The following is an 18,684-nucleotide window of genomic DNA, read 5'->3' on the forward strand; positions in this document are numbered from 1 at the left end:
GGGAACGAAGATCTAGAGAGGGGCAGCAGGCATGACCGACGTCGTTCGCGCCGCCCTCGTCCAGACCACCTGGACGGGCGACAAGGAATCGATGATCAAGGCGCACGAGGACTATGCCCGCGACGCCGCCGCACAGGGCGCGAAGGTGATCTGCTTCCAGGAGCTCTTCTACGGGCCGTACTTCTGCCAGGTGCAGGACGCCGCCTACTACGAATACGCCGAGTCGATCCCCGGCCCGACGACCGAGCGCTTCCAGGCCCTCGCCGCCGAGCTCGGCCTGGTCATGGTCCTGCCGATGTACGAGAAGGAGCAGGAGGGCGTCCTCTACAACACCGCCGCGGTCGTCGACGCCGACGGGCGGTACCTCGGCAAGTACCGCAAGCACCACATCCCGCAGGTCAAGGGCTTCTGGGAGAAGTTCTACTTCCGGCCCGGCAACCTCGGCTACCCGGTCTTCGACACCGCGGTCGGCAAGGTCGGCGTGTACATCTGCTACGACCGGCACTTCCCCGAGGGCTGGCGGGAGCTGGGCCTGGGCGGCGCGCAGATCGTCTTCAACCCGTCCGCCACCCACCGCGGCCTGTCCAGCTACCTCTGGAAGCTGGAGCAGCCGGCCAGCGCGGTCGCCAACGAGTACTTCATCGGCGCGATCAACCGGGTCGGCATCGAGCCGCTGGGCGACAACGACTTCTACGGCACGTCCTACTTCGTCGACCCGGAGGGCAAGTTCGTCGGCGAGACCGGCGACCCGAACGACCCCGAGCTGATCGTCCGCGACCTCGACCTGGGCCTGCTCAAGACGGTCCGCGAGCGGTGGCAGTTCTACCGCGACCGCCGGCCGGAGACCTACACCCGGACGGTGGAGCTGTGAGCATCCTGATCAAGGGCGGCACGGTCGTCGGGCCGACGGGACCGTATGCCGCGGACGTACTCGTGGACGGCGAGACCATCGCCGCCGTCTTCGCCCCCGGCCGAGGGCCCGACGGGCCCGAGGTCATCGACGCCACCGGAAAGTACGTGATCCCGGGCGCGATCGACGCGCACACCCACATGCAGATGCCGTTCGGCGGCACCGAGGCCAGCGACACCTTCGACACCGGCACGCGGGCGGCCGCGATCGGCGGCACCACCACCATCGTCGACTTCGCCATCCAGCGGTACGGCGAGGTGGTGCAGGACGGCCTGGCCGCGTGGCACGCCAAGACGGCCGGCGAGTGCCACATCGACTACGGCTTCCACATGATCCTCGGCGGGGTCGACGACGACTCGCTCAAGGCCATGGACCAGCTGGTCGCGACCGAGGGCATCACGAGCTTCAAGCTGTTCATGGCGTACCCCGGCGTCTTCTACTCCGACGACGGCCAGATCCTGCGGGCCATGCAGAAGGCGCGCGAGAACGGCGCCATGATCATGATGCACGCCGAGAACGGCCCGGCCATCGACGTGCTGATCAAGCAGGCCCTGGAGCGCGGCGAGACCGACCCGATATACCACGGCCGCACCCGGCCGCAGGAGCTGGAGGCCGAGGCGACCAGCCGGGCGATCTGGCTGGCGAGCGTGGCCGCCGACTGCCCGCTGTACATCGTGCACCTGAGCGCCTCCAAGGCCCTGGAGCAGGTGAAGGCGGCCCGCGACCTCGGCCGCAACGTGTTCGCCGAGACCTGCCCGCAGTACCTCTACCTGACGCTCGAGGACCAGCTGGGCGCGCCGGGCTTCGAGGGCGCCAAGTGGGTCTGCTCGACGCCGCTGCGCAGCAAGCACGAGAGCCACCGCGCCGACCTGTGGCAGGGCCTGCGCACCAACGACCTCTCGGTGGTCTCGACCGACCACTGCCCGTTCTGCATGAAGGACCAGAAGGAGATGGGCCTCGGCGACTTCTCCAAGATCCCGAACGGCATCGGCAGCGTCGAGCACCGCGTCGACCTGCTCTACCAGGGCGTCGTCGACAAGAAGCTGTCGCTGGCGCGCTGGGTCGAGACGATCGCCACCACGCCGGCCCGGATGTTCGGCCTGTATCCGCGAAAGGGCATCGTCGCGCCCGGCTCGGACGCCGACATCGTGCTGTACGACCCGGCCGGCCGCACCCGGATCAGCGTCGAGACCCACCACATGAACATGGACTACTCGGCCTGGGAGGGCTGGGAGATCGACGGCCGGGTGGACACGGTCCTGTCCCGCGGCGAGGTCATCGTCTCCGGCGGCGACTACCGGGGCCGCAAGGGCCGCGGCAAGTACGTCCCCCGCGCGCTCTCCGATTACCTGCTCTGAGGCGTACATATGGACATTGGTGTTGTTCTTCAAAACGACCCGCCGGCCCGGCAGGTGGTCGAGCTGGCCAAGAGGGCCGAGGCGGCCGGCTTCAGCCACGTGTGGACCTTCGACTCGCACGTGCTGTGGCAGGAGCCGTTCGTCATCTACTCCAAGATCCTCGACGAGACCGAACGGGTGATCGTCGGGCCGATGGTCACCAACCCCGGCACCCGGGACTGGACGGTCACGGCGTCGCTGTTCGCCACGCTCAACGAGATGTACGGCAACCGCACCATCTGCGGCATCGGCCGGGGCGACTCGGCGCTGCGGGTGCTCGGCGCGCAGCCGCAGACGCTCGGCCAGCTCCGCGAGTCGGTCCAGGTGATCAAGGGGCTGGCGAGCGGCGAGCAGGTGACGCTGCGCGGCCGGGAGCTCCAGTTCGCCTGGGCGCCGCAGAGCCGTCTCGAGGTGTGGGTGGCCGCCTACGGGCCGAAGGCGCTGGCGCTGACCGGCGAGGTGGGCGACGGGTACATCCTGCAGCTCGCCGACCCGGACATCGCGGCCTGGATGATCGGGGCGGTGCGCCGCGCGGCGGTCGCGGCCGGCCGGGACCCGATGGCGATCAAGTTCTGCGTGGCGGCGCCCGCCTACGTCGGCGACGACCTGGCGCATCAGCGGGAGCAGACGCGCTGGTTCGGCGGCATGGTGGGCAACCACGTGGCCGACATCGTGGCGCGCTACGGCTCGCAAGGCGCGGTGCCGCAGGTGCTTACCGACTACATCAAGGGCCGGGACGGGTACGACTACGCCGAGCACGGCCGGGCCGGCAACACGCACACCACGTTCGTGCCCGACGAGGTGGTCGACCGGTTCTGCATCCTGGGGCCGGTCGAGCACCACCTCAAGCGCCTCGGTGAGCTGCGCGATCTGGGCGTCGACCAGTTCGCGGTGTACCTGCAGCACGACGCGAAGGAGCAGACCCTGGACGCGTACGGGACGCAGATCATCCCGGCGATGACGTGAGGAGAGCCCTCCTGGTCCTCGCCGGGGTCGCCGCCTTCGTGCTGGCCTGGGAGGGTTACAAACTCGCCGGCAGCCCGGACGGCACCGTGCTGTTCGGGGTGCGCGTCCTGCCGCGCGCCGACGACCTGTCGATGCCGCACCTGTGGACGGTGCTGCAACGGCTCGGCCGCCCGGAGCTCACGGGCGGCCGGCCGGTGTGGGTCGTGGTGCTGCAGGCGTGCGCGTTCACCTTCGGCATCACCGCCGTCGGCTTCGGAGTCGGGGCGCTGGTCGGGCTGCTGCTCGCGGTCGCGATGCAGCGGTTCCGGATCGTCGAGCGGGGCCTGCTGCCGTACGTGATCCTCAGTCAGACCGTGCCACTGGTGGCGCTCGCGCCGCTGATCGCCGGCTGGGGCGGCACCATCATGCCGCCCTGGGCGACGGTCGCGGTGATCGCGGCCTACCTGGCGTTCTTCCCGGTCGCCGTGGGCATGCTGCGCGGCCTGCAGTCGCCGTCGGCGAGCGGGGTGGAGCTGATGCGCAGCTATGCGGCCGGCTGGTGGCGCACGCTGGTCAAGCTGCGCCTGCCGGCGTCGCTGCCGTACCTGTTCCCGGCGCTGCGGCTGGCGGGTGCCGCGGCCGTGGTCGGCGCGGTGGTCGGCGAGATCTCCACCGGCACCCGCGGCGGCATCGGCCGGCTGATCGTCGAGTACGCCCGCGAGGCCACCAGCGACCCCGCCAAGGTCTACACCGCGATGCTCGGCGCCGCCCTGCTGGGCCTGTTCGTGGCCGGCGCCGTCAGCCTGTTGGAGGTGCCGCTCATGCGGCACCGGCGCCACGTGGAGGTGGTGACGCTATGAGCGACCGAGTTGGCGCGGCGGCGTTCGGACAGAGCGAAGCGGAGTCCGGACGTCGTCCTCCTGGCGCCGCACGAGGAAGCGAATCATCGTTACCGCGCGCCGTCGTGATCGACAAGGTGACGAAGGTCTTCAACCAGGGCCGTGCCGACGAGGTCACGGCCCTGTCCGAGGTATCCCTGACGGTCGGCGACGGCGAGTTCGTGTCGCTGATCGGGCCCTCCGGCTGCGGCAAGAGCACGCTGCTGCGGCTGATCGCCGACCTGATCGAGCCGACCGCCGGCACGGTGCGCGTGGCCGGCAAGGACGCCGGCCGGGCCCGCCGCGACCAGGACTACGGCATCGCCTTCCAGCAGGCCGGGCTCTTCGAGTGGCGGACCGTGCGGCGCAACGTCGAGCTGCCGCTGGAGCTGCGCGGACTGGGCAAGGCCGAGCGCCGGGCCCGCGCCGACCAGATGCTGGCGCTGGTCGGGCTCGAGGAGTTCGGCGGGCACTACCCGGCCCAGCTCTCCGGCGGCATGCAGCAGCGGGTCGCGATCGCCCGTGCCCTGGCCGTGCAGCCGCCGCTGCTGCTGATGGACGAGCCGTTCGGGGCGCTCGACGAGATGACCCGCGAGCGCCTGCAGGCCGAGCTGCTCGGCATCTGCGCCCAGACCGGCACCAGCACGATCTTCGTGACCCACTCGATCTCCGAGGCCGTGTTCCTGTCCCACCGGGTCGTGGTGATGTCGGCGCGGCCCGGCCGGATCACCGCCGCGGTCGAGGTGGACCTGGCGGCCCGCGACGAGGCGGCCCGCCAGTCCGACGCGTACTTCGAGCACGTCACCGCGGTGCGGCAGGCACTGCGCGGCATACCGGCCTCGATATGAGGCGCATCCTTCCCCCGGTCCTCGCCGGCCTCCTCGCGATCGTCGCCTGGCAGCTCACCGTCACCCTCGGCCGGATCGCGCCGTTCATCCTGCCGGCGCCGAGCGCGATCGGGGCCGAGCTGGTCGAGCAGCGGCGCAACGTCTGGGAGGCGGCCGTGGCGAGCGGCGTGAACGCGCTGATCGGGCTGATCGGCGGCGCGATCGCCGGGGTGCTGCTGGCCATGGTGGCGACGCGGTTCCGGCCGGTCGCCGAGGTCTCCGTCCCGTTCGCGGCGGTGATCAACGCGCTGCCGATCATCGCGCTCGCCCCGATCCTCAACAACATGTTCGAGTCGACCAGCAGCATCCCGCGCCGGCTGGTCACCGCGATCATCGTGTTCTTCCCGGTCTTCCTCAACACGCTGCGCGGCCTGCGCGAGGTCGACCCCATCCACCAGGAGCTGATGCACACGTACGCGGCGGGCGGCTGGACCTTCACCCGGAAGGTGCGGCTGCCCGGGGCCCTCCCCTACGTCTTCACCGGGCTGCGGCAGGCGTCCTCGCTCGCCGTGATCGCCGCGGTCGTCGCCGAGTACTTCGGCGGCCTGCAGACCGGACTCGGCTCGCGGATCACCTCCGCGGCCGCGTTCACCGCCTACCCCCGCGCCTGGGCCTACGTGGTCGGCGCGTGCCTGCTCGGACTGGCCTTCTACCTCACCACGCTCCTGCTGGAGCGCTTGGCGATGCCGTGGCGCACGCGGCTCATCGCCTGACCTGTTGCACCGACCCCCCAGGAGGTTCTTGATGCGACGATTCCGGATGTTCACCTCTGTTGCCATGGCATCGATATTGCTGGCGTCCGGCTGCGGCACGGCCGACCAGGACTCCGCGACGCCGGCCGCCAGCGGCGGCCTGACCCCGGTCAAGCTGCAGCTGCAATGGTTCTACCAGGCCCAGTTCGCCGGCTACATCGCCGCCGTCGACCAGGGCTTCTACAAAGAGCAGGGCCTCGACGTGCAACTGCTCGAGGGCGGCGTCGACATCGTGCCGCAGACCGTGCTCGCCCAGGGCAAGGCCGACTACGCCGTCGCCTGGGTGCCCAAGGCGCTCGCCTCGCGCGAGCAGGGCGCCGGCATCACCGACGTCGGGCAGATCTTCGCCCGCTCCGGCACCTACCAGGTCGCCTGGAAGGACTCCGGGATCACCTCGCCGGCCCAGTTCAAGGGCAAGAAGATCGGCAACTGGGGCTTCGGCAACGAGTTCGAGCTGTTCGCCGGCATGACCAAGGCCGGGCTCGACCCCGGCAAGGACGTCACCCTGGTGCAGCAGCAGTTCGACATGCAGGCGCTGCTCAAGCGCGAGATCGACGCGGCCCAGGCGATGAGCTACAACGAGTACGCCCAGCTGCTCGAGGCCACGAACCCCAAGACCGGCAAGCTGTACACGGCCGACGACTTCTCGATCATCGACTGGAAGCAGAACGAGTCGGCCATGCTGCAGGACGCGGTGTGGGCGAACACCGAGAAGCTCGGCGACAAGGCCTACCAGGAGCAGACCGTGAAGTTCCTGGCCGGCACGATCAAGGGCTGGGCGTTCTGCCGGGACAACGCCGAGAAGTGCCGGGACATGGTGGTGGCCAAGGGCTCCAAGCTCGGCAAGAGCCACCAGCTGTGGCAGATGAACGAGGTCAACAAGCTGATCTGGCCGTCCACCGCCGGCATCGGCGTGGTCGACGACGCGGCCTGGAAGCAGACCGTCGACATCTCGATGACCACCAAGAACCAGACCGGCGACACCGTGCTGACGAAGGCGCCGGAGGGGCAGGCCTTCACCAACGACTACATCAACCAGGCGATCACCCAGGCCAAGGCGGCGGGCATCGACGTCAACGGCGCGTCGTTCCAGCCCCAGACCGTCACCCTCACCGAGGGCGGCGCCTAGCCCGGCTGTCCCCGCTACACCGGGATGAGCCGGGCCGCGAGGGCGACCGCGTTGAGGTCGCCCTCGCGCAGCTTCGTGGCGGCCTCCTGCTCGCCCAGGGTCTCCAGGCGGCTCGCCGACGCGTCGATCAGCGCCGCCTCGCCGTTGAGCAGGCGGCGGGCCACCTTCGACTGGGCCGGCGACAGCTCGGCGTAGGCGCAGCGGTCGAGGGCCTCGACGGTCTCGGCGTCGAGGGTGCCGGCCATCGCCCGCTCGCTGACGATCTTGAGCAGCCACTGCGGCCACCAGCCGTACTTGCCGACCACCAGGCCGGCCTGCACCGCGGATCCCGGGTCCTGCCCGGCGCGCAGCAGCCGCACGGTCAGGCCGGTGTCGAAGCGCTCGAGGTGCAGGGCGCCGACGAAGACCTTCAGCAGCGGCTGGGTGCCGGCGAACATCTCGGCCTCGGCGGCGGCGTCGGCCCAGCGGCCCTGCAACGCGTGGCAGAGGGCGTACACCTCGGTGGTGCCGGAGTCCTCGCTGGTGTGCCGCTCGGCGAGCCGCTCGACGGTGGCGACCAGCCGCTCGATCGCCTTCCCGGCCCGCTCGGCCAGCTCGGGGCTGGCCGGCTTGTTGAGGTGGCGGACCACGATCTCGGCGGCGATCTCGGCCTCGCGGCGCAGCAGCGGCGACGCGATCTTGGGGGTGATGCAGTCGGCGAGCCCCTCGGTCACCACGGCCGCGTCGAACCGGTCGGAGACCTCGGGGAATTGCGCCCACCAGGAAGCGGGGTGCCGCGCGTGCTTCGTCGCCACGCCTACAGCCTGTCGTACCGTACCGGCGGTCGCGCCCGGATTCACTATCGTGACTCCTCATCTGTTCGCGTTCGAGGAGACCTATCGTCCGACCTATCGGCGAGCTGAGGGAGTTCCGCCTCACTGCTGCCATGGCAGCTCGGCCGCCTCGGCGGTGGCTTCGGCGGCGTTCTCGACGGCGGTGGAGTGCCGGGGCGCGGGCAGACCGGCCACGGTGTGCCACTGGCCCTTGACCCGGGCGGCCTCGCGGGTCACCAGGTGCACCGGCAGCGGCGGCGGGCGGAACGGGCCGGCGCCCCACCGCACCCAGATGGCCAGCCGGCCGGCCGCGGCCTCGGCGAGCAGCTTGTCGACGGTGCGCTGCCGGTCGAGGCGGTCGACCTCGACGGCGATCGGCTGCTCCGGGGCGGGCCGGGCGCACGCCACGTCGAGCACCGAGTGTCCCTTGAGCGGCGGCGGCAGCGGGAAGACGCTGGGCGCCCGGCGGTAGACGCGCCAGCCGTGGGCCGCACCCCAGCCGGCGACGGCGTCGACGATGCGCGCGGTCGCCCGGTCCTCGGTCAGGCCGGTGAAGTGCAGGTCGCCGAGCCAGGCCGCGAGCGACTCGGCCGTACGGGTGCCGTCGTCCATCGCCGTACGATAAACCGCTCTCACGCCGCCGCGGGCAGCCGCCTCTGCTGGGCCGCGAGCAGGCGGCGGAAGTCCTCGGCCGGCATCGGCCGGGCCAGGTGGTAGCCCTGGCCCAGGGTGTAGCCGAGCGCGCGCAGGCGGTCGGCCTGGCCCTGGTTCTCGATGCCCTCGGCCACCGTGTCCAGGCCGAGCGCCCCGGCGAGTTGGACGACCGCGCGGGCGACCGCCTGCCGGGCGGTGGCCTCCGCGGTGCCCTCCTCGCCGACCTCGATGCCGTCGACGAACGACTTGTCCAGCTTCACGATCGAGGCCGGGAACGCCTGCAGCAGCGACAGCGACGACTCGCCGGTGCCGAAGTCGTCGAGCGCCAGCCGGATGCCCATGTCGTGCAGCCGGTGCAGGGTGTCGAGCACCTGCGGCCCGCGCAGCACCGCCGACTCGGTCAGCTCCAGGACCACCCGGTCGCTGGGCAGGCCGGTCTCGGCGAGCACCTGCCGCACGTCGGCGACGAAGTCGGGGTCGTGCAGCTGGCGCACCGAGACGTTCGGCGCGATCTTCTGCAGCGCGTCCGGGCCGAACTCGGCCAGCCAGGCGGCGGCCTGCCGGCACGCCTCGCGCAGCACGAAGCGGCCGAGCGCGACGATCAGGCCGGTGCCCTCGGCGGCCGGGATGAACTCGGCCGGCGAGACCAGGCCGCGGGCCGGGTGCTGCCAGCGGACCAGCGCCTCGACGCCGACCACGTGGCCCGTCGCCAGCGCCACGATCGGCTGGTAGACCAGCCGGAACTCGCCGTTGTCGAGGGCCCGGCGCAGTTCGCCGCCGAGCCGGGCGTGGCCGGCCTGCGGCAGCTCCATGCCGCCCTGGTAGCGCACCCAGTTGGCCTTGCCGCGCTGCTTGGCGGCGTACATGGCGATGTCGGCGTCGCGCAGCACGGTGTCGAGGGGGGTGCCGGCGGCCGCCGTGGCGACGCCGATGCTGGCGTGCACCAGCAGCTGGTGCTCGCTCATCGGGCCGCTGAACGCGTCGAGGATGCGCTGGGCGAGGGCCTCGCCGTCGACCGCCGGGTCGTCGACGAGCACGGCGAACTCGTCGCCGCCCAGCCGGACCGGCAGGCCGTCCGGCCCGGTGGCGGCGCGCAGCGTCCCGGCTACCGCGATCAGCAGGTGGTCGCCGACCTCGTGGCCGAGCGAGTCGTTGACGGTCTTGAAGTCGTCGAGGTCGACCAGCAGCACGGTGGCGTCGCCGCCGTCGAGCACGCCGGCCAGCCGGTCGCGGAACAGGCCGCGGTTGGCCAGGCCGGTGAGCCCGTCGTGGGTGACCTCGTGGCGCAGCCGCTCCTCGGAGGCGCGCTTCTCCCGCAGCAGCCGGGAGTTCTCCCGCATCGCGACGTACTGCCGGACCGCGACCAGGGCGTTGACCAGCACGGTCGCCACGATGGCGAGCCGGCCGGTGCCGGTCATGGCGTGGCCGCCCAGCTGGGCCAGCAGGGGCGCGTCGACCGCGGCGATCGCCAGGTACGGCAGCCAGGTGTTGGCCCGGCGGGGGCGCTCCCCGGTCGAGGCCCACTGGCGGCGGGCGGCGAACGCGGCGAGCAGCGGCGCGATCGGCATGACCACGGCCTGCGCCGGGACGGCGCTGTGGTAGCCGCCGGCCACCGAGAGCACGGCCACGCCCGCGCCGACCAGGCTGGTCAGGCCGATCAGCCGGATCGCGACCCGGTCGACCGGGCCGTTGCCGATGTAGGAGACCTTGGTGATGCCGCCGACCGCGAGCAGGATCGACAGGCTGATCAGCACGAGCGCCTGGGTGCTCCACGGGTCGGGCGCGCCGATCATCGGGGCCAGGCCGAAGGTGAACAGCACGGCGCTGCAGCCGAGGAACGCGATCGACCGGTCCAGCCACTGCCGCAGCCGCTGGGCGCGGTTGGCGATGCCCAGCGGCACCCGGCCGACCGCCCACATCGCCATGCCGAACGCGCCGGCCACGAAGACCGCGGCCGGGATCGGCATGGTGGGCAGGATGCTCAGGTCCGCGAAAGCTGTGCCGGCCAGCATCGCGTACCCGATCGCGAGCAGCGCGAACGCGACCAGCATCTGGCGCCAGAAGCGGCGGGCGACCGGATCGAGCGGCACCCGGCGGATCATGACGTGGACGCCGTGCGCCCCGACCGCCGCGCCGAGCGGCAACGCGAGGTAGGCGATGGCGGCCGGGCCGGCCGGGGCGCCCACGGCCCAGGCGACGTACCAGGCCGACCAGGCGACCCAGATCGCCCCGACCAGGGCGAGGTGGCGGCGCGGTGCGGGGGTCACCTGTGAGTTATCGGCGCTTCGGGCGGCCAGGTGAGACATTCGCTCACGCCGCGGCGTCGTCTTGCTGGCCGGCCAGCATCCGGGTGACGTGCTCGGGGTGCATCGGCTCGGCCAGGTGGAAGCCCTGCCCGAGGGAGTAGCCGAGCCGGCGCAGCCGCTCCGCCTGCTCCTCGTTCTCGATGCCCTCGGCCACCGTGTCCAGGTCCAGCGCGCCGGCCATCTGGATCACCGCGCGGGCCACGGCCTGGCGGGCCGCCGCCTCGGGGGTGTCCGGCTCGTCGAGCTCGATGCCGTCGACGAACGACTTGTCCAGCTTCACGATCGAGGCCGGGAAGGCGCGCAGCAGCGACAGCGAGGACTCGCCGGTGCCGAAGTCGTCGAGCGCCAGGCGTACGCCCATGTCGTGCAGCTCGTGCAGGGTCCGCGACACCTGCGGGCCGCGCAGCACCGCCGACTCGGTCAGCTCGAGGACGAGCAGCTCGCCGGGCAGCCCACTGTCGGCCAGCGCGGCCCGCACGTCGTCGACGAAGCCGGGGTCGTGCAGCTGGCGCACCGAGACGTTCGGGCCGGCCTTCTGCAGCACGCCGGGGCCGAACTCGCGCAACCAGGCGGCGGCCTGCCGGCAGGTCTCGCGCAGCACGAACCGGCCCAGCGGCACGATCAGGCCGGTGCGCTCGGCCGCCGGGATGAACTCGGCCGGGGAGATGAGGCCGCGGGCCGGGTGCGCCCAGCGGACCAGCGCCTCCACCCCGATCACCCGGTTGCGGTGCAGGTCGACCAGGGGCTGGTAGACGACGCGGAACTCGCCGGCCTCGAGGCCGCGGCGCAGGTCGGCGCCGAACTGGGCGTCGGCGACCACCGGGCGTTCCATCCCGGGGGTGAAGCGCACCCAGTTGTCCTTGCCGCGCTGCTTGGCCGCGTACAGGGCGGTGTCGGCGTCGCGCAGCACGTGGTCGAGGGGGGTGCCGGCCGCGGCGGTGGCGACGCCGGCGCTGGCGTGGATGAGCAGGCGGTGCTCGCTGAGCGAGCCGTCCAGCACCGCGCCGATCCGGTGGACCAGGTCGTCGACGCCGACCCGCGGGTCGCTGACCACGACCGCGAACTCGTCGCCGCCGAGCCGGGCCGGCAGGCCGTCGCCGCCGACCGCGTCGCGCAGCGCGCCGGCGACCGCGACCAGCAGGTCGTCGCCGACGTGGTGGCCGAGCGAGTCGTTGACGGTCTTGAAGTCGTCGAGGTCGACGATGATCACGGTGGCCGGCCCGGCGGCCAGGACGCCGGCGAGGCGCTCGCGGAACAGCGAGCGGTTGGCCAGGCCGGTGAGCCCGTCGTGGGTGGCGTCGTGGCTCAGCCGCGCCTGGATGATCCGCTGTTCCCGGATGAGGCGCTGGTTCTCGCGGTAGGCGAGGAACTGGCGCAGCGAGGCGAGCAGGGTGACCGCGACGGCGAGCAGCACGACCACGCGGCCGGCCCAGTTCATCGGGCCGAAGACGGTGGCGACCAACGGGACGTCGACCGCGACCACGGCCAGGTAGGGCAGCCAGGCCTCGCGCTGCGGGCGGGCGCCGGTGTAGCGCCACTGGCGGCCGACGGCCAGGGTGACCAGCAGCGGGCCGAGCGGCAGCAGCAGCGCCTGGCCCGGGGTGGTGGCGCTGCGGCCGGCGTGGCCGGCGATCATCGCGTACGCGGCGGCGGCGAGACCGCTGCAGGCCACCAGCCGCACGGCGACCCGGTCGACCGGCCCGCCCGGCACGAACGCGACCCGGGCGATCCCGGCCGCGATCATCACGACCGCCAGCGCGATGGTGACCTTGCTGCGCAGCGGCCAGGCGTCGTCCGACTCGATGAGCGGCTGGAGCGCGGTGAACCACAGCAACGTCAAGCAGCCGTAGAAGGCGATCGTGCGGTCGAGAGCGCGCTTCCACCGCTCGGCGCGAACGGTCTCGCCGAGGGGCACGAAGCAGATGGCGATGATCGCGGCGATCAGGCCGCCGGTGCTGAACAGCGAGACCCAGGCGGGCGGGGCCGGCGGCTCGGGATAGGCGGCGAACGCGTACCCGGCCTGGATGGCGCGGCCGAGCGCGACGCCGGCCTCGAGGGTGAAGATCAGCCACCAGAAGCGGCGCGCGGCCGGCGCCATGGGCACCGTGCGCAGCAGCGCGAAGACGGCGACGGCGCCGAGTCCGGAGGCGAGCGGCCCGCCGAGGTAGGCGAGCACCGAGGGTCCGCCGAGGGTCAGGTGGCCCAGGTACCAGAGCGCCGAGAGACCGGCGACGGCGGCCGTGGCCTGGACGTACCGGCGCGGCGGGGACACCCGGGGTTCGGTCATGCGCTGGAAATCGGCCGTGCGCCGGGTCACTGTAGAAGTCACGCCGGGGTTGCACATCGGGAAAGGTTGTCGATTCAAGGAACCGCGGCCGGTGGCCGCCCCGGTCATCCGGGCGGGGGCCGCCGCGGATGGAGCGCCGCCCCGGCGCGGCCGGCGATGTGCGGCGGCGGCTCGATGCCCGCCGCCAGCCGGGGATCGGGCTCCGGCGTGCCCCAGGCGGCGACCGCCGGCAGCCGTCCGGCCCACAGCCCCAGCGCGGCGTCCGGGCCGTCGCCGTCGTCGGGGAAGCCGTCGCTTATCTTCACCGACGCCTCGGCGAGCGGCAGCGCGAGCAGCCGGGTGGCGGCCAGCTCCTTCTTCGAGGGGCGGCGGGCGTAGTCCCACTGCCCGGGGGCGGCGTGCTCGGTGAGCAGCCGCAGGCCGTACAGCAGGTCGCCGGGGTCGGTGACGGCCCGCGGCACGCCGTAGATCATCGCGCTGCGGTAGTTGACGCCGTGCTCGAAGACCGACCGGGCCAGCACCAGGCCGTCGAAGACGGTCACCGTCACGCAGACCTCGCCCCGGCCGGCCAGGCTGCGGCTGGCGACCGAGCCGTGCAGGAAGATCCGCTCGTGGTCGTGGCCGTAGACGGTCGGCACCACCATGGGATGCCCGTCCACCACGACACCCAGGTGGGCGACCTGGCCGGCGGCGAGGACCGCGTGCAGATCGGCGGGGTCGGTGCGGCCGTTCTCTTTGATCCGGCGATGGCGGGTGCGTGGCGTCTCGGAGAGCACACGCACACTCTAGAGATGCCGGGCGGCGACCCGGTTCTGTCCGGCGGTCCCCGGCCGGTGCGCCGGGCAGCCGCTGGATGCCCGGTCGTGCGGATGCGGGCCGCGGTCGGCCAGATCCTGGACCACCGCGCGCAGTGTGTCGTTCGGGCAGGGCTTCAGCAGCACCGCGCACACCCCGGCCGCGGTGGGCTCCTCGTCGCCGGGGTGCAGATGCCCGCTGAGCATGACGATCGGGGTGTCCGCGAGCTCGGGACGGCCGCGGATCGCGCGGGTGAGCCCGAGCCCGTCCATTCGGGGCATGCCGAGGTCGGTGAGCACGACGTCGGGGCGGTCCGCCAGCGCGCGCTCGAACGCGGCCACGCCGTCCGGCGTGTGCAGCACGGTGTGCCCGGCGCGGGTGAGCAACCTGGTGAGGATCACCGCGATGTCCTGGTCGTCCTCGGCGACGAGCACTACGGCCATGTCCGCTCCGGCACGCTGAATGGCTGACGGTTCCCTGTCAGCATGCGCCGGCGCGGTCGGCGAAGTGCCCGGTTCCGGGGTTATGGCTTCGCCGCCACGCCCACGATGATCTCGCGCCGCGCCGAGCGGCCGGGCTCCGGGTCGCCGCCGGTCGGCCGCCAGTCCGCCGCGGGCACGAGGCCGGGCGGCAGCAGCGGCCAGTCGCCGAAGAAGGCGCGGAACTCGTCCTTCTCCCGCAGGATCATCGGCGAGGTCATGTGGTTGTAGATCCGCAGGACCTGCTGGGCGTGCGGCGGGTTCCCCTGGGCGCACGCGTGCGACAGCACGAGGTGGCTGCCGGGCGCCACCGCCTCGCGATACTTCTCCAGGGCCCGGCCCAGCCGCTCGGTGTCCGGGATGAAATGCGCGACCGCCACCACCAGCAGGCACACCGGACGATCAAGATCCAGGATTTCGCGTACGGGCGCCGCGCGGAGCACCTCGTCGGCGTCGGTGAGATCGGCCAGCATCACCGCCGACCCCGGCTCGCCCGCCGCGACCCGCCGCGTGTGCACCACGGCGACCGGATCCAGGTCGACCGACACGACCCGCGCGCCCGGCCGGATCCGGCGGGCCACCTCGGGCACCGACTCCGGGGCGGGAATCCCGGCGCCCAGGTCGAGGAACTGGTCGATGCCCGCCTCGGCCGCCGCGACCACCGCCCGGCGCAGGAAGGCGCGCCCCATCCGGAGCACCGCGGGCAGCTCCGGCATGGCCGCGAGGGCGACGGCGGCGGCCTGCCGGTCGGCCGCGAAATGGTGCGTGCCGCCCAGGTAGTAGTCGTAGACCCGGGCGCCGCTCGGCCGTTGCGGATCGATCTCCGGCACAGTGTCGGCTGGCAACCTCATCGCCTCCCCCGCTGCGAGCGTACGGAAACCCCCGCCCCGGCCGTGCGGAATCGATAGTGTAGGTCCGGTTATGGGGCAAACGCGCGGTTCCTCTGGGCCGCCTTCATCCGAGCCACCGCGGCGCTCGGGGTCGCCGCGGGAGGACGACCTGCTGCGGGCGTTGGTCGGCTCCTCGCACGACGCGATCTTCGCGGTCGGCCGCGACTTCACGGTGCTGACCTGGAACCCGGCCGCCGAGGCCCTGTTCGGCTATTCGGCCGCGGAGATCATCGGGCACAGCGTCGACATCCTCACCCCGGCCGACCGCCGCGCCGACCACCGGGAGATGCTGCTGCTGATGGAGTCCGGCGCCCGGCTCGAGCGGTTCCGCAGCCGCCGCCGGCACCGCGACGGCCACTGGCTGCAGGTCACGCTGACGATGTCGCCGCTGCGCGACGGCGCCGGCCACCTGATCGGCTACACCGTGATCGCCCGCGCGGTGAGCGCCCGGGAACGCCTGGAGTCCAGCTTCCAGGCGCTGCTCGAGGCCGCGCCGGACGCGTTCCTCGGCGTCGGCGACGACGGCCGGGTGGTGCTGGCCAACACGCAGGCCGAGACGCTGTTCGGGCTCACCCGCCACGGGCTGATCGGCAAGGAGATCGACAAGCTGCTCGCGCCCGCGCTGGCCGGCGACGAGGCCGCCCGCGCCGAGGGTGACCCGCACGGCCCCACCGCGGCGGCCCACCGCGCCGACGGCACGGCGGTGCCGGTCGAGGTCTCGGTGAGCATCCTGCCGACCGACGACGGGCGGATCCACTGCGCCGTGGTCCGGGACATCACCGAGCGCGTCCGCGCCCAGGAGAAGTTCATGCAGTTGCAGGCCGAGGCGGAGCGCGCGCACGTGGAGGCCCAGCTGCAGCGCACCCAGCGCCTGGAGGGCCTGGGCCAGCTGGCCGGCGGCGTCGCCCACGACTTCAACAACCTCATCGCGGTGATCAGCAACTACGCCACGTTCATCGCCGAGTCGGCCGCCGAGGACGGGCTCACCGAGATCGCCGGCGACGCGGCCCAGATCACCAAGGCGGCCCAGCGCGGCGCCGAGCTCACCCACCAGCTGCTGGCGTTCGCCCGCCGCGAGGTGGTGCGCCCCCGGCCGCTGAGCCTCAACGAGGTGGTCACCGACGTGGAGCAGATGCTGCGCCGCTCGATCGGCGAGCACATCACCCTCGACGTACGCCTGGAACCCGGCATCTGGTCGATCACCGCCGACCCGGGCCAGCTCGACCAGGTCCTGGTCAACCTCGCGGTGAACGCGCGCGACGCCATGCCGCGCGGCGGCACCCTCACCATCGAGACCTGTGACCTGACCGTGGACCGCGACTACGCGGCCGGCCGGCCCCACCTGCGCACCGGCGACTACGTGCGGCTGCGGGTCAGCGACACCGGCACCGGCATGCCGCCCGAGGTGATCGAGCGGGCGTTCGAGCCGTTCTACACCACCAAGCCGGCCGGCAAGGGCACCGGCCTGGGCCTGGCCACCGTCTACGGCATCGTCACCGCGGCCGGCGGCGACCTGAGCGTCTACTCCGAGCCGGGCCTGGGCACCACGTTCACGATCCTGCTGCCGGCCACCGACGCGCAGCCCGCCGGCGTGGACGAGCCCGCCGACCCGCCGCCCGCCGGGGGCCGCCGCGGCACCGTGCTGGCCGTCGAGGACGAGCCGGCCCTGCGCGACGTCCTGGTGCGGATCCTGGCCGGCGCCGGGCACGAGGTGCTGATCGCCGCGGACGGCCCGGCCGCGCTGGCCCTCGCGCAGGAGCACCCGGGCCGCATCGACGTGCTGCTCACCGATGTGGTCATGCCGCACATGCTGGGCAAGGACCTGGCCGAGCGCTTCCTGATCATCTCGCCGGGCGCGAGCGTGCTGTTCATGTCCGGGTACGCCCGGCCGGCGCTGGCCTCGCAGGGCACCCTCGACCCCGAGGTCACGCTGGTGGAGAAGCCGTTCTCCAAGACTCAGCTGCTGGCCGCGGTCCAGCAGGGGCTCGAGCGCAACTGAGCCCGGCGTGTGTCAATCTTCTCCGGTGACCACGATCGGATTCCTGCACACCGGCGACATCCACGTGTCCACCTTCCGGCGGCTCCGCGAGGAGCTCGCCCCCGGCTGGCAGGATCTGCACATCGTCGACGAGGGCCTGCTCGCCGAGGCCCGCCGCGAGGGCATCACGCCGTCGCTGGCCGCCCGGATCGACGCGCGGCTGCACGAGCTCGCCGACCGCGGCGCCGACATCGTCGTCTGCACCTGCTCGTCGCTGGGCGAGCACGCCGAGGGCCGCACGGCCGACATCGGCGTGCCGGTGCTGCGGGCCGACCGGCCGATGGCCGAGGCCGCGGTGGCCGCGGGCCGGCGGATCGCGGTGGTGGCGACGGTCGACTCGACGCTCGGACCCACCGGCAACCTGCTGCGCGACGCGGCGGCACGGTCCGCTCGGGCGATCGAGATCGTCGAGGTGCGCTGCCCGGAGGCGTTCGCGCTGTTCGAGGCGGGCGAGCTCGACGCGTACGCGAAATCGGTCGCCCACGCGGCGCGAGCGGCCGCACCCGGCGTCGATGTCATCGTGCTCGCCCAGCCCAGTGCCGCGCCGGCGGCGTCCCTGCTGGTCGACCTGCCGATCCCGGTCCTGAGCAGCCCGCGGGCGGCGGTCTCCCGGGCCATCGCCGAGGCCGGCCCGGTCCGCTGAGCACCGGGCCGGCCGCACGTCGTCGCGGGGTCAGCCCGGTCCCCGGACAACCGGGCGGCATCGCCCGTCATCGCGGGGTCAGCGGTCGCCGACCTCTTCCTCCTCGCCCTCCACGACCTCGTCCTCGGCGGACTGGCGCTGGGCGGGAACCGCGTCCTCGGCCTCCTCGGCGCCGTGCCGCGGGCCGCCCGGCACCGAGGCCTCGGCCGGCTGCTGCTGTTCCGGCAGCTCGCCGATGACCTGGGGCTGGTCGACCCAGAGCGCGCGCAGCTGGCCCTGCATGAACGCGGTCAGCCGCTGGCGGTACTCGCGGTCGAACTGCTCGAGCGCCTCGATCTGGTTCTGCAGGCCCTCGCGCTTGGTGGCCAGGCTGCCCACCACGTCGTCGTAGCGCTGGCGCGCCTGCAGGTTGAGGTGGTCGGCGTTGGCCTGCGCGTCCAAGCCGATCTGCTCGGCCTGCGACCGGGCGTCGTTGACGATCTTCTCCGCGCTGCGGCGCGCCTCCTCGGTGCGGGCGTGCGAGTCGCGGGCGATCTGCTCGGCGGCGGCGCGGGCGTCGGCCAGGATCTTCTCCGCCTCGCGGCGGACGTTGTGCCCGTGCACCTGGGCGTCGCGGGCGATCTGCTCGGCGGCCGCGAGGGCGTCGGTGCGGATCTTGTCGGCCTGGTGGTGGGCCCGCGCGACGTGCTCCTCGGCGGTGCGCTGCGCGAGCGTCAGCACCTGAAGAGCCTGGTTGGGGTGGGCCTGCGGCGGCGGAACCACCGCCTGCTCGGAGGTCTGGCTGTCCGCTGACGTCCCATTGAGAAGCACTTTGACTCGATCCTTCATACGGTTGTCGGACAAGAGTTGACCTCCGTGAGCCCCATCTGCCGTGGGCGCTGG

At 72.8% G+C, this 18,684-nt stretch carries 17 protein-coding genes; 9 read left to right on the top strand and 8 right to left on the bottom strand.

Features of this window, described 5'->3' with window-relative positions; all coding sequences use genetic code 11:
• Positions 1-31 precede the first annotated feature (31 nt).
• The 7 genes from ACFQS1_RS00230 (at position 32) to ACFQS1_RS00260 (ending at position 6,898) form a co-directional block, all read left to right on the top strand.
• The gene (locus ACFQS1_RS00230; protein WP_378963780.1) at positions 32-871 is read left to right on the top strand and encodes a nitrilase-related carbon-nitrogen hydrolase; all 840 of its coding nucleotides are present in this window, start codon (positions 32-34) and stop codon (positions 869-871) included.
• On the top strand, positions 868-2,268 hold the full coding sequence (hydA, locus tag ACFQS1_RS00235) for a dihydropyrimidinase (protein ID WP_378963781.1): 1,401 nt from the start codon (positions 868-870) through the stop codon (positions 2,266-2,268). Before ACFQS1_RS00230 ends, hydA begins: the two co-directional genes overlap by 4 nt.
• A 9-nt stretch (positions 2,269-2,277) precedes the next feature.
• Complete coding sequence (locus ACFQS1_RS00240) at positions 2,278-3,273, top strand: TIGR03842 family LLM class F420-dependent oxidoreductase (protein WP_378963782.1); 996 nt, start codon at positions 2,278-2,280, stop codon at positions 3,271-3,273.
• On the top strand, positions 3,270-4,112 hold the full coding sequence (locus tag ACFQS1_RS00245) for an ABC transporter permease (protein WP_378963783.1): 843 nt from the start codon (positions 3,270-3,272) through the stop codon (positions 4,110-4,112). The genes ACFQS1_RS00240 and ACFQS1_RS00245 overlap by 4 nt, the downstream gene beginning before the upstream one ends.
• A 104-nt stretch (positions 4,113-4,216) precedes the next feature.
• Entirely contained in the window at positions 4,217-4,978 is a 762-nt protein-coding gene (locus tag ACFQS1_RS00250) for an ABC transporter ATP-binding protein (RefSeq protein WP_378963784.1), read from the top strand.
• A complete protein-coding gene (locus ACFQS1_RS00255) occupies positions 4,975-5,730 on the top strand; it encodes an ABC transporter permease (protein WP_378963785.1) in 756 nt (251 codons plus the stop codon). Before ACFQS1_RS00250 ends, ACFQS1_RS00255 begins: the two co-directional genes overlap by 4 nt.
• A 64-nt stretch (positions 5,731-5,794) precedes the next feature.
• Positions 5,795-6,898 (top strand): ABC transporter substrate-binding protein, encoded by a 1,104-nt coding sequence (locus tag ACFQS1_RS00260; RefSeq protein WP_378963786.1) that lies wholly within the window; start codon positions 5,795-5,797, stop codon positions 6,896-6,898.
• A gap of 14 nt (positions 6,899-6,912) precedes the next feature.
• Here ACFQS1_RS00260 and ACFQS1_RS00265 read toward each other — a convergent pair whose 3' ends face one another.
• The 7 genes from ACFQS1_RS00265 to ACFQS1_RS00295 form a co-directional block, all read right to left on the bottom strand.
• Positions 6,913-7,692 (bottom strand): hypothetical protein, encoded by a 780-nt coding sequence (locus ACFQS1_RS00265; RefSeq protein WP_378963787.1) that lies wholly within the window; start codon positions 7,690-7,692, stop codon positions 6,913-6,915.
• A gap of 120 nt (positions 7,693-7,812) precedes the next feature.
• A complete protein-coding gene (locus tag ACFQS1_RS00270) occupies positions 7,813-8,322 on the bottom strand; it encodes a hypothetical protein (protein WP_378963788.1) in 510 nt (169 codons plus the stop codon).
• 20 nt (positions 8,323-8,342) lie between these two features.
• Positions 8,343-10,631 carry a putative bifunctional diguanylate cyclase/phosphodiesterase gene (locus tag ACFQS1_RS00275; RefSeq protein ID WP_378963789.1) on the bottom strand — a complete coding sequence of 763 codons (2,289 nt, stop codon included), beginning with the start codon at positions 10,629-10,631 and terminating at the stop codon, positions 8,343-8,345.
• Between the two features lie 43 nt (positions 10,632-10,674).
• Positions 10,675-12,999, bottom strand: coding sequence for a putative bifunctional diguanylate cyclase/phosphodiesterase (locus ACFQS1_RS00280; protein ID WP_378963790.1), 2,325 nt, complete (start codon positions 12,997-12,999; stop codon positions 10,675-10,677).
• A 62-nt stretch (positions 13,000-13,061) separates the two neighbouring features.
• Positions 13,062-13,733, bottom strand: a complete 672-nt coding sequence (locus tag ACFQS1_RS00285; RefSeq protein WP_378963791.1) for a pyridoxamine 5'-phosphate oxidase family protein — start codon at positions 13,731-13,733, stop codon at positions 13,062-13,064.
• A gap of 9 nt (positions 13,734-13,742) precedes the next feature.
• A complete protein-coding gene (locus tag ACFQS1_RS00290) occupies positions 13,743-14,195 on the bottom strand; it encodes a response regulator (RefSeq protein ID WP_378963792.1) in 453 nt (150 codons plus the stop codon).
• An 80-nt stretch (positions 14,196-14,275) separates the two neighbouring features.
• The gene (locus tag ACFQS1_RS00295) at positions 14,276-15,082 is read right to left on the bottom strand and encodes an SAM-dependent methyltransferase (protein WP_378963793.1); all 807 of its coding nucleotides are present in this window, start codon (positions 15,080-15,082) and stop codon (positions 14,276-14,278) included.
• A gap of 70 nt (positions 15,083-15,152) precedes the next feature.
• Between ACFQS1_RS00295 and ACFQS1_RS00300 the strand changes: the two genes are divergently transcribed.
• Positions 15,153-17,120, top strand: a complete 1,968-nt coding sequence (locus tag ACFQS1_RS00300; protein ID WP_378963794.1) for a hybrid sensor histidine kinase/response regulator — start codon at positions 15,153-15,155, stop codon at positions 17,118-17,120.
• Between the two features lie 25 nt (positions 17,121-17,145).
• Entirely contained in the window at positions 17,146-17,802 is a 657-nt protein-coding gene (locus tag ACFQS1_RS00305; protein WP_378963795.1) for an aspartate/glutamate racemase family protein, read from the top strand.
• A 78-nt stretch (positions 17,803-17,880) separates the two neighbouring features.
• Here ACFQS1_RS00305 and ACFQS1_RS00310 read toward each other — a convergent pair whose 3' ends face one another.
• Entirely contained in the window at positions 17,881-18,612 is a 732-nt protein-coding gene (locus tag ACFQS1_RS00310) for a hypothetical protein (RefSeq protein WP_378963796.1), read from the bottom strand.
• Positions 18,613-18,684 lie beyond the last annotated feature (72 nt).

The organism is Paractinoplanes rhizophilus, assembly GCF_042664765.1.
Lineage (GTDB): Bacteria > Actinomycetota > Actinomycetes > Mycobacteriales > Micromonosporaceae > Actinoplanes > Actinoplanes rhizophilus.

What these genes read in the sequence shown, in the direction of transcription:
- ACFQS1_RS00290 (WP_378963792.1), bottom strand. Translation starts at nt 14,195, where the DNA reads ATGGCCGTAGTGCTCGTCGCCGAGGACGACCAGGACATCGCGGTGATC.
- ACFQS1_RS00260 (WP_378963786.1), top strand. Translation starts at nt 5,795, where the DNA reads ATGGCATCGATATTGCTGGCGTCCGGCTGCGGCACGGCCGACCAGGAC.
- ACFQS1_RS00270 (WP_378963788.1), bottom strand. Translation starts at nt 8,322, where the DNA reads ATGGACGACGGCACCCGTACGGCCGAGTCGCTCGCGGCCTGGCTCGGC.
- ACFQS1_RS00300 (WP_378963794.1), top strand. Translation starts at nt 15,153, where the DNA reads ATGGGGCAAACGCGCGGTTCCTCTGGGCCGCCTTCATCCGAGCCACCG.
- ACFQS1_RS00295 (WP_378963793.1), bottom strand. Translation starts at nt 15,082, where the DNA reads ATGAGGTTGCCAGCCGACACTGTGCCGGAGATCGATCCGCAACGGCCG.
- ACFQS1_RS00240 (WP_378963782.1), top strand. Translation starts at nt 2,278, where the DNA reads ATGGACATTGGTGTTGTTCTTCAAAACGACCCGCCGGCCCGGCAGGTG.
- ACFQS1_RS00230 (WP_378963780.1), top strand. Translation starts at nt 32, where the DNA reads ATGACCGACGTCGTTCGCGCCGCCCTCGTCCAGACCACCTGGACGGGC.
- ACFQS1_RS00255 (WP_378963785.1), top strand. Translation starts at nt 4,975, where the DNA reads ATGAGGCGCATCCTTCCCCCGGTCCTCGCCGGCCTCCTCGCGATCGTC.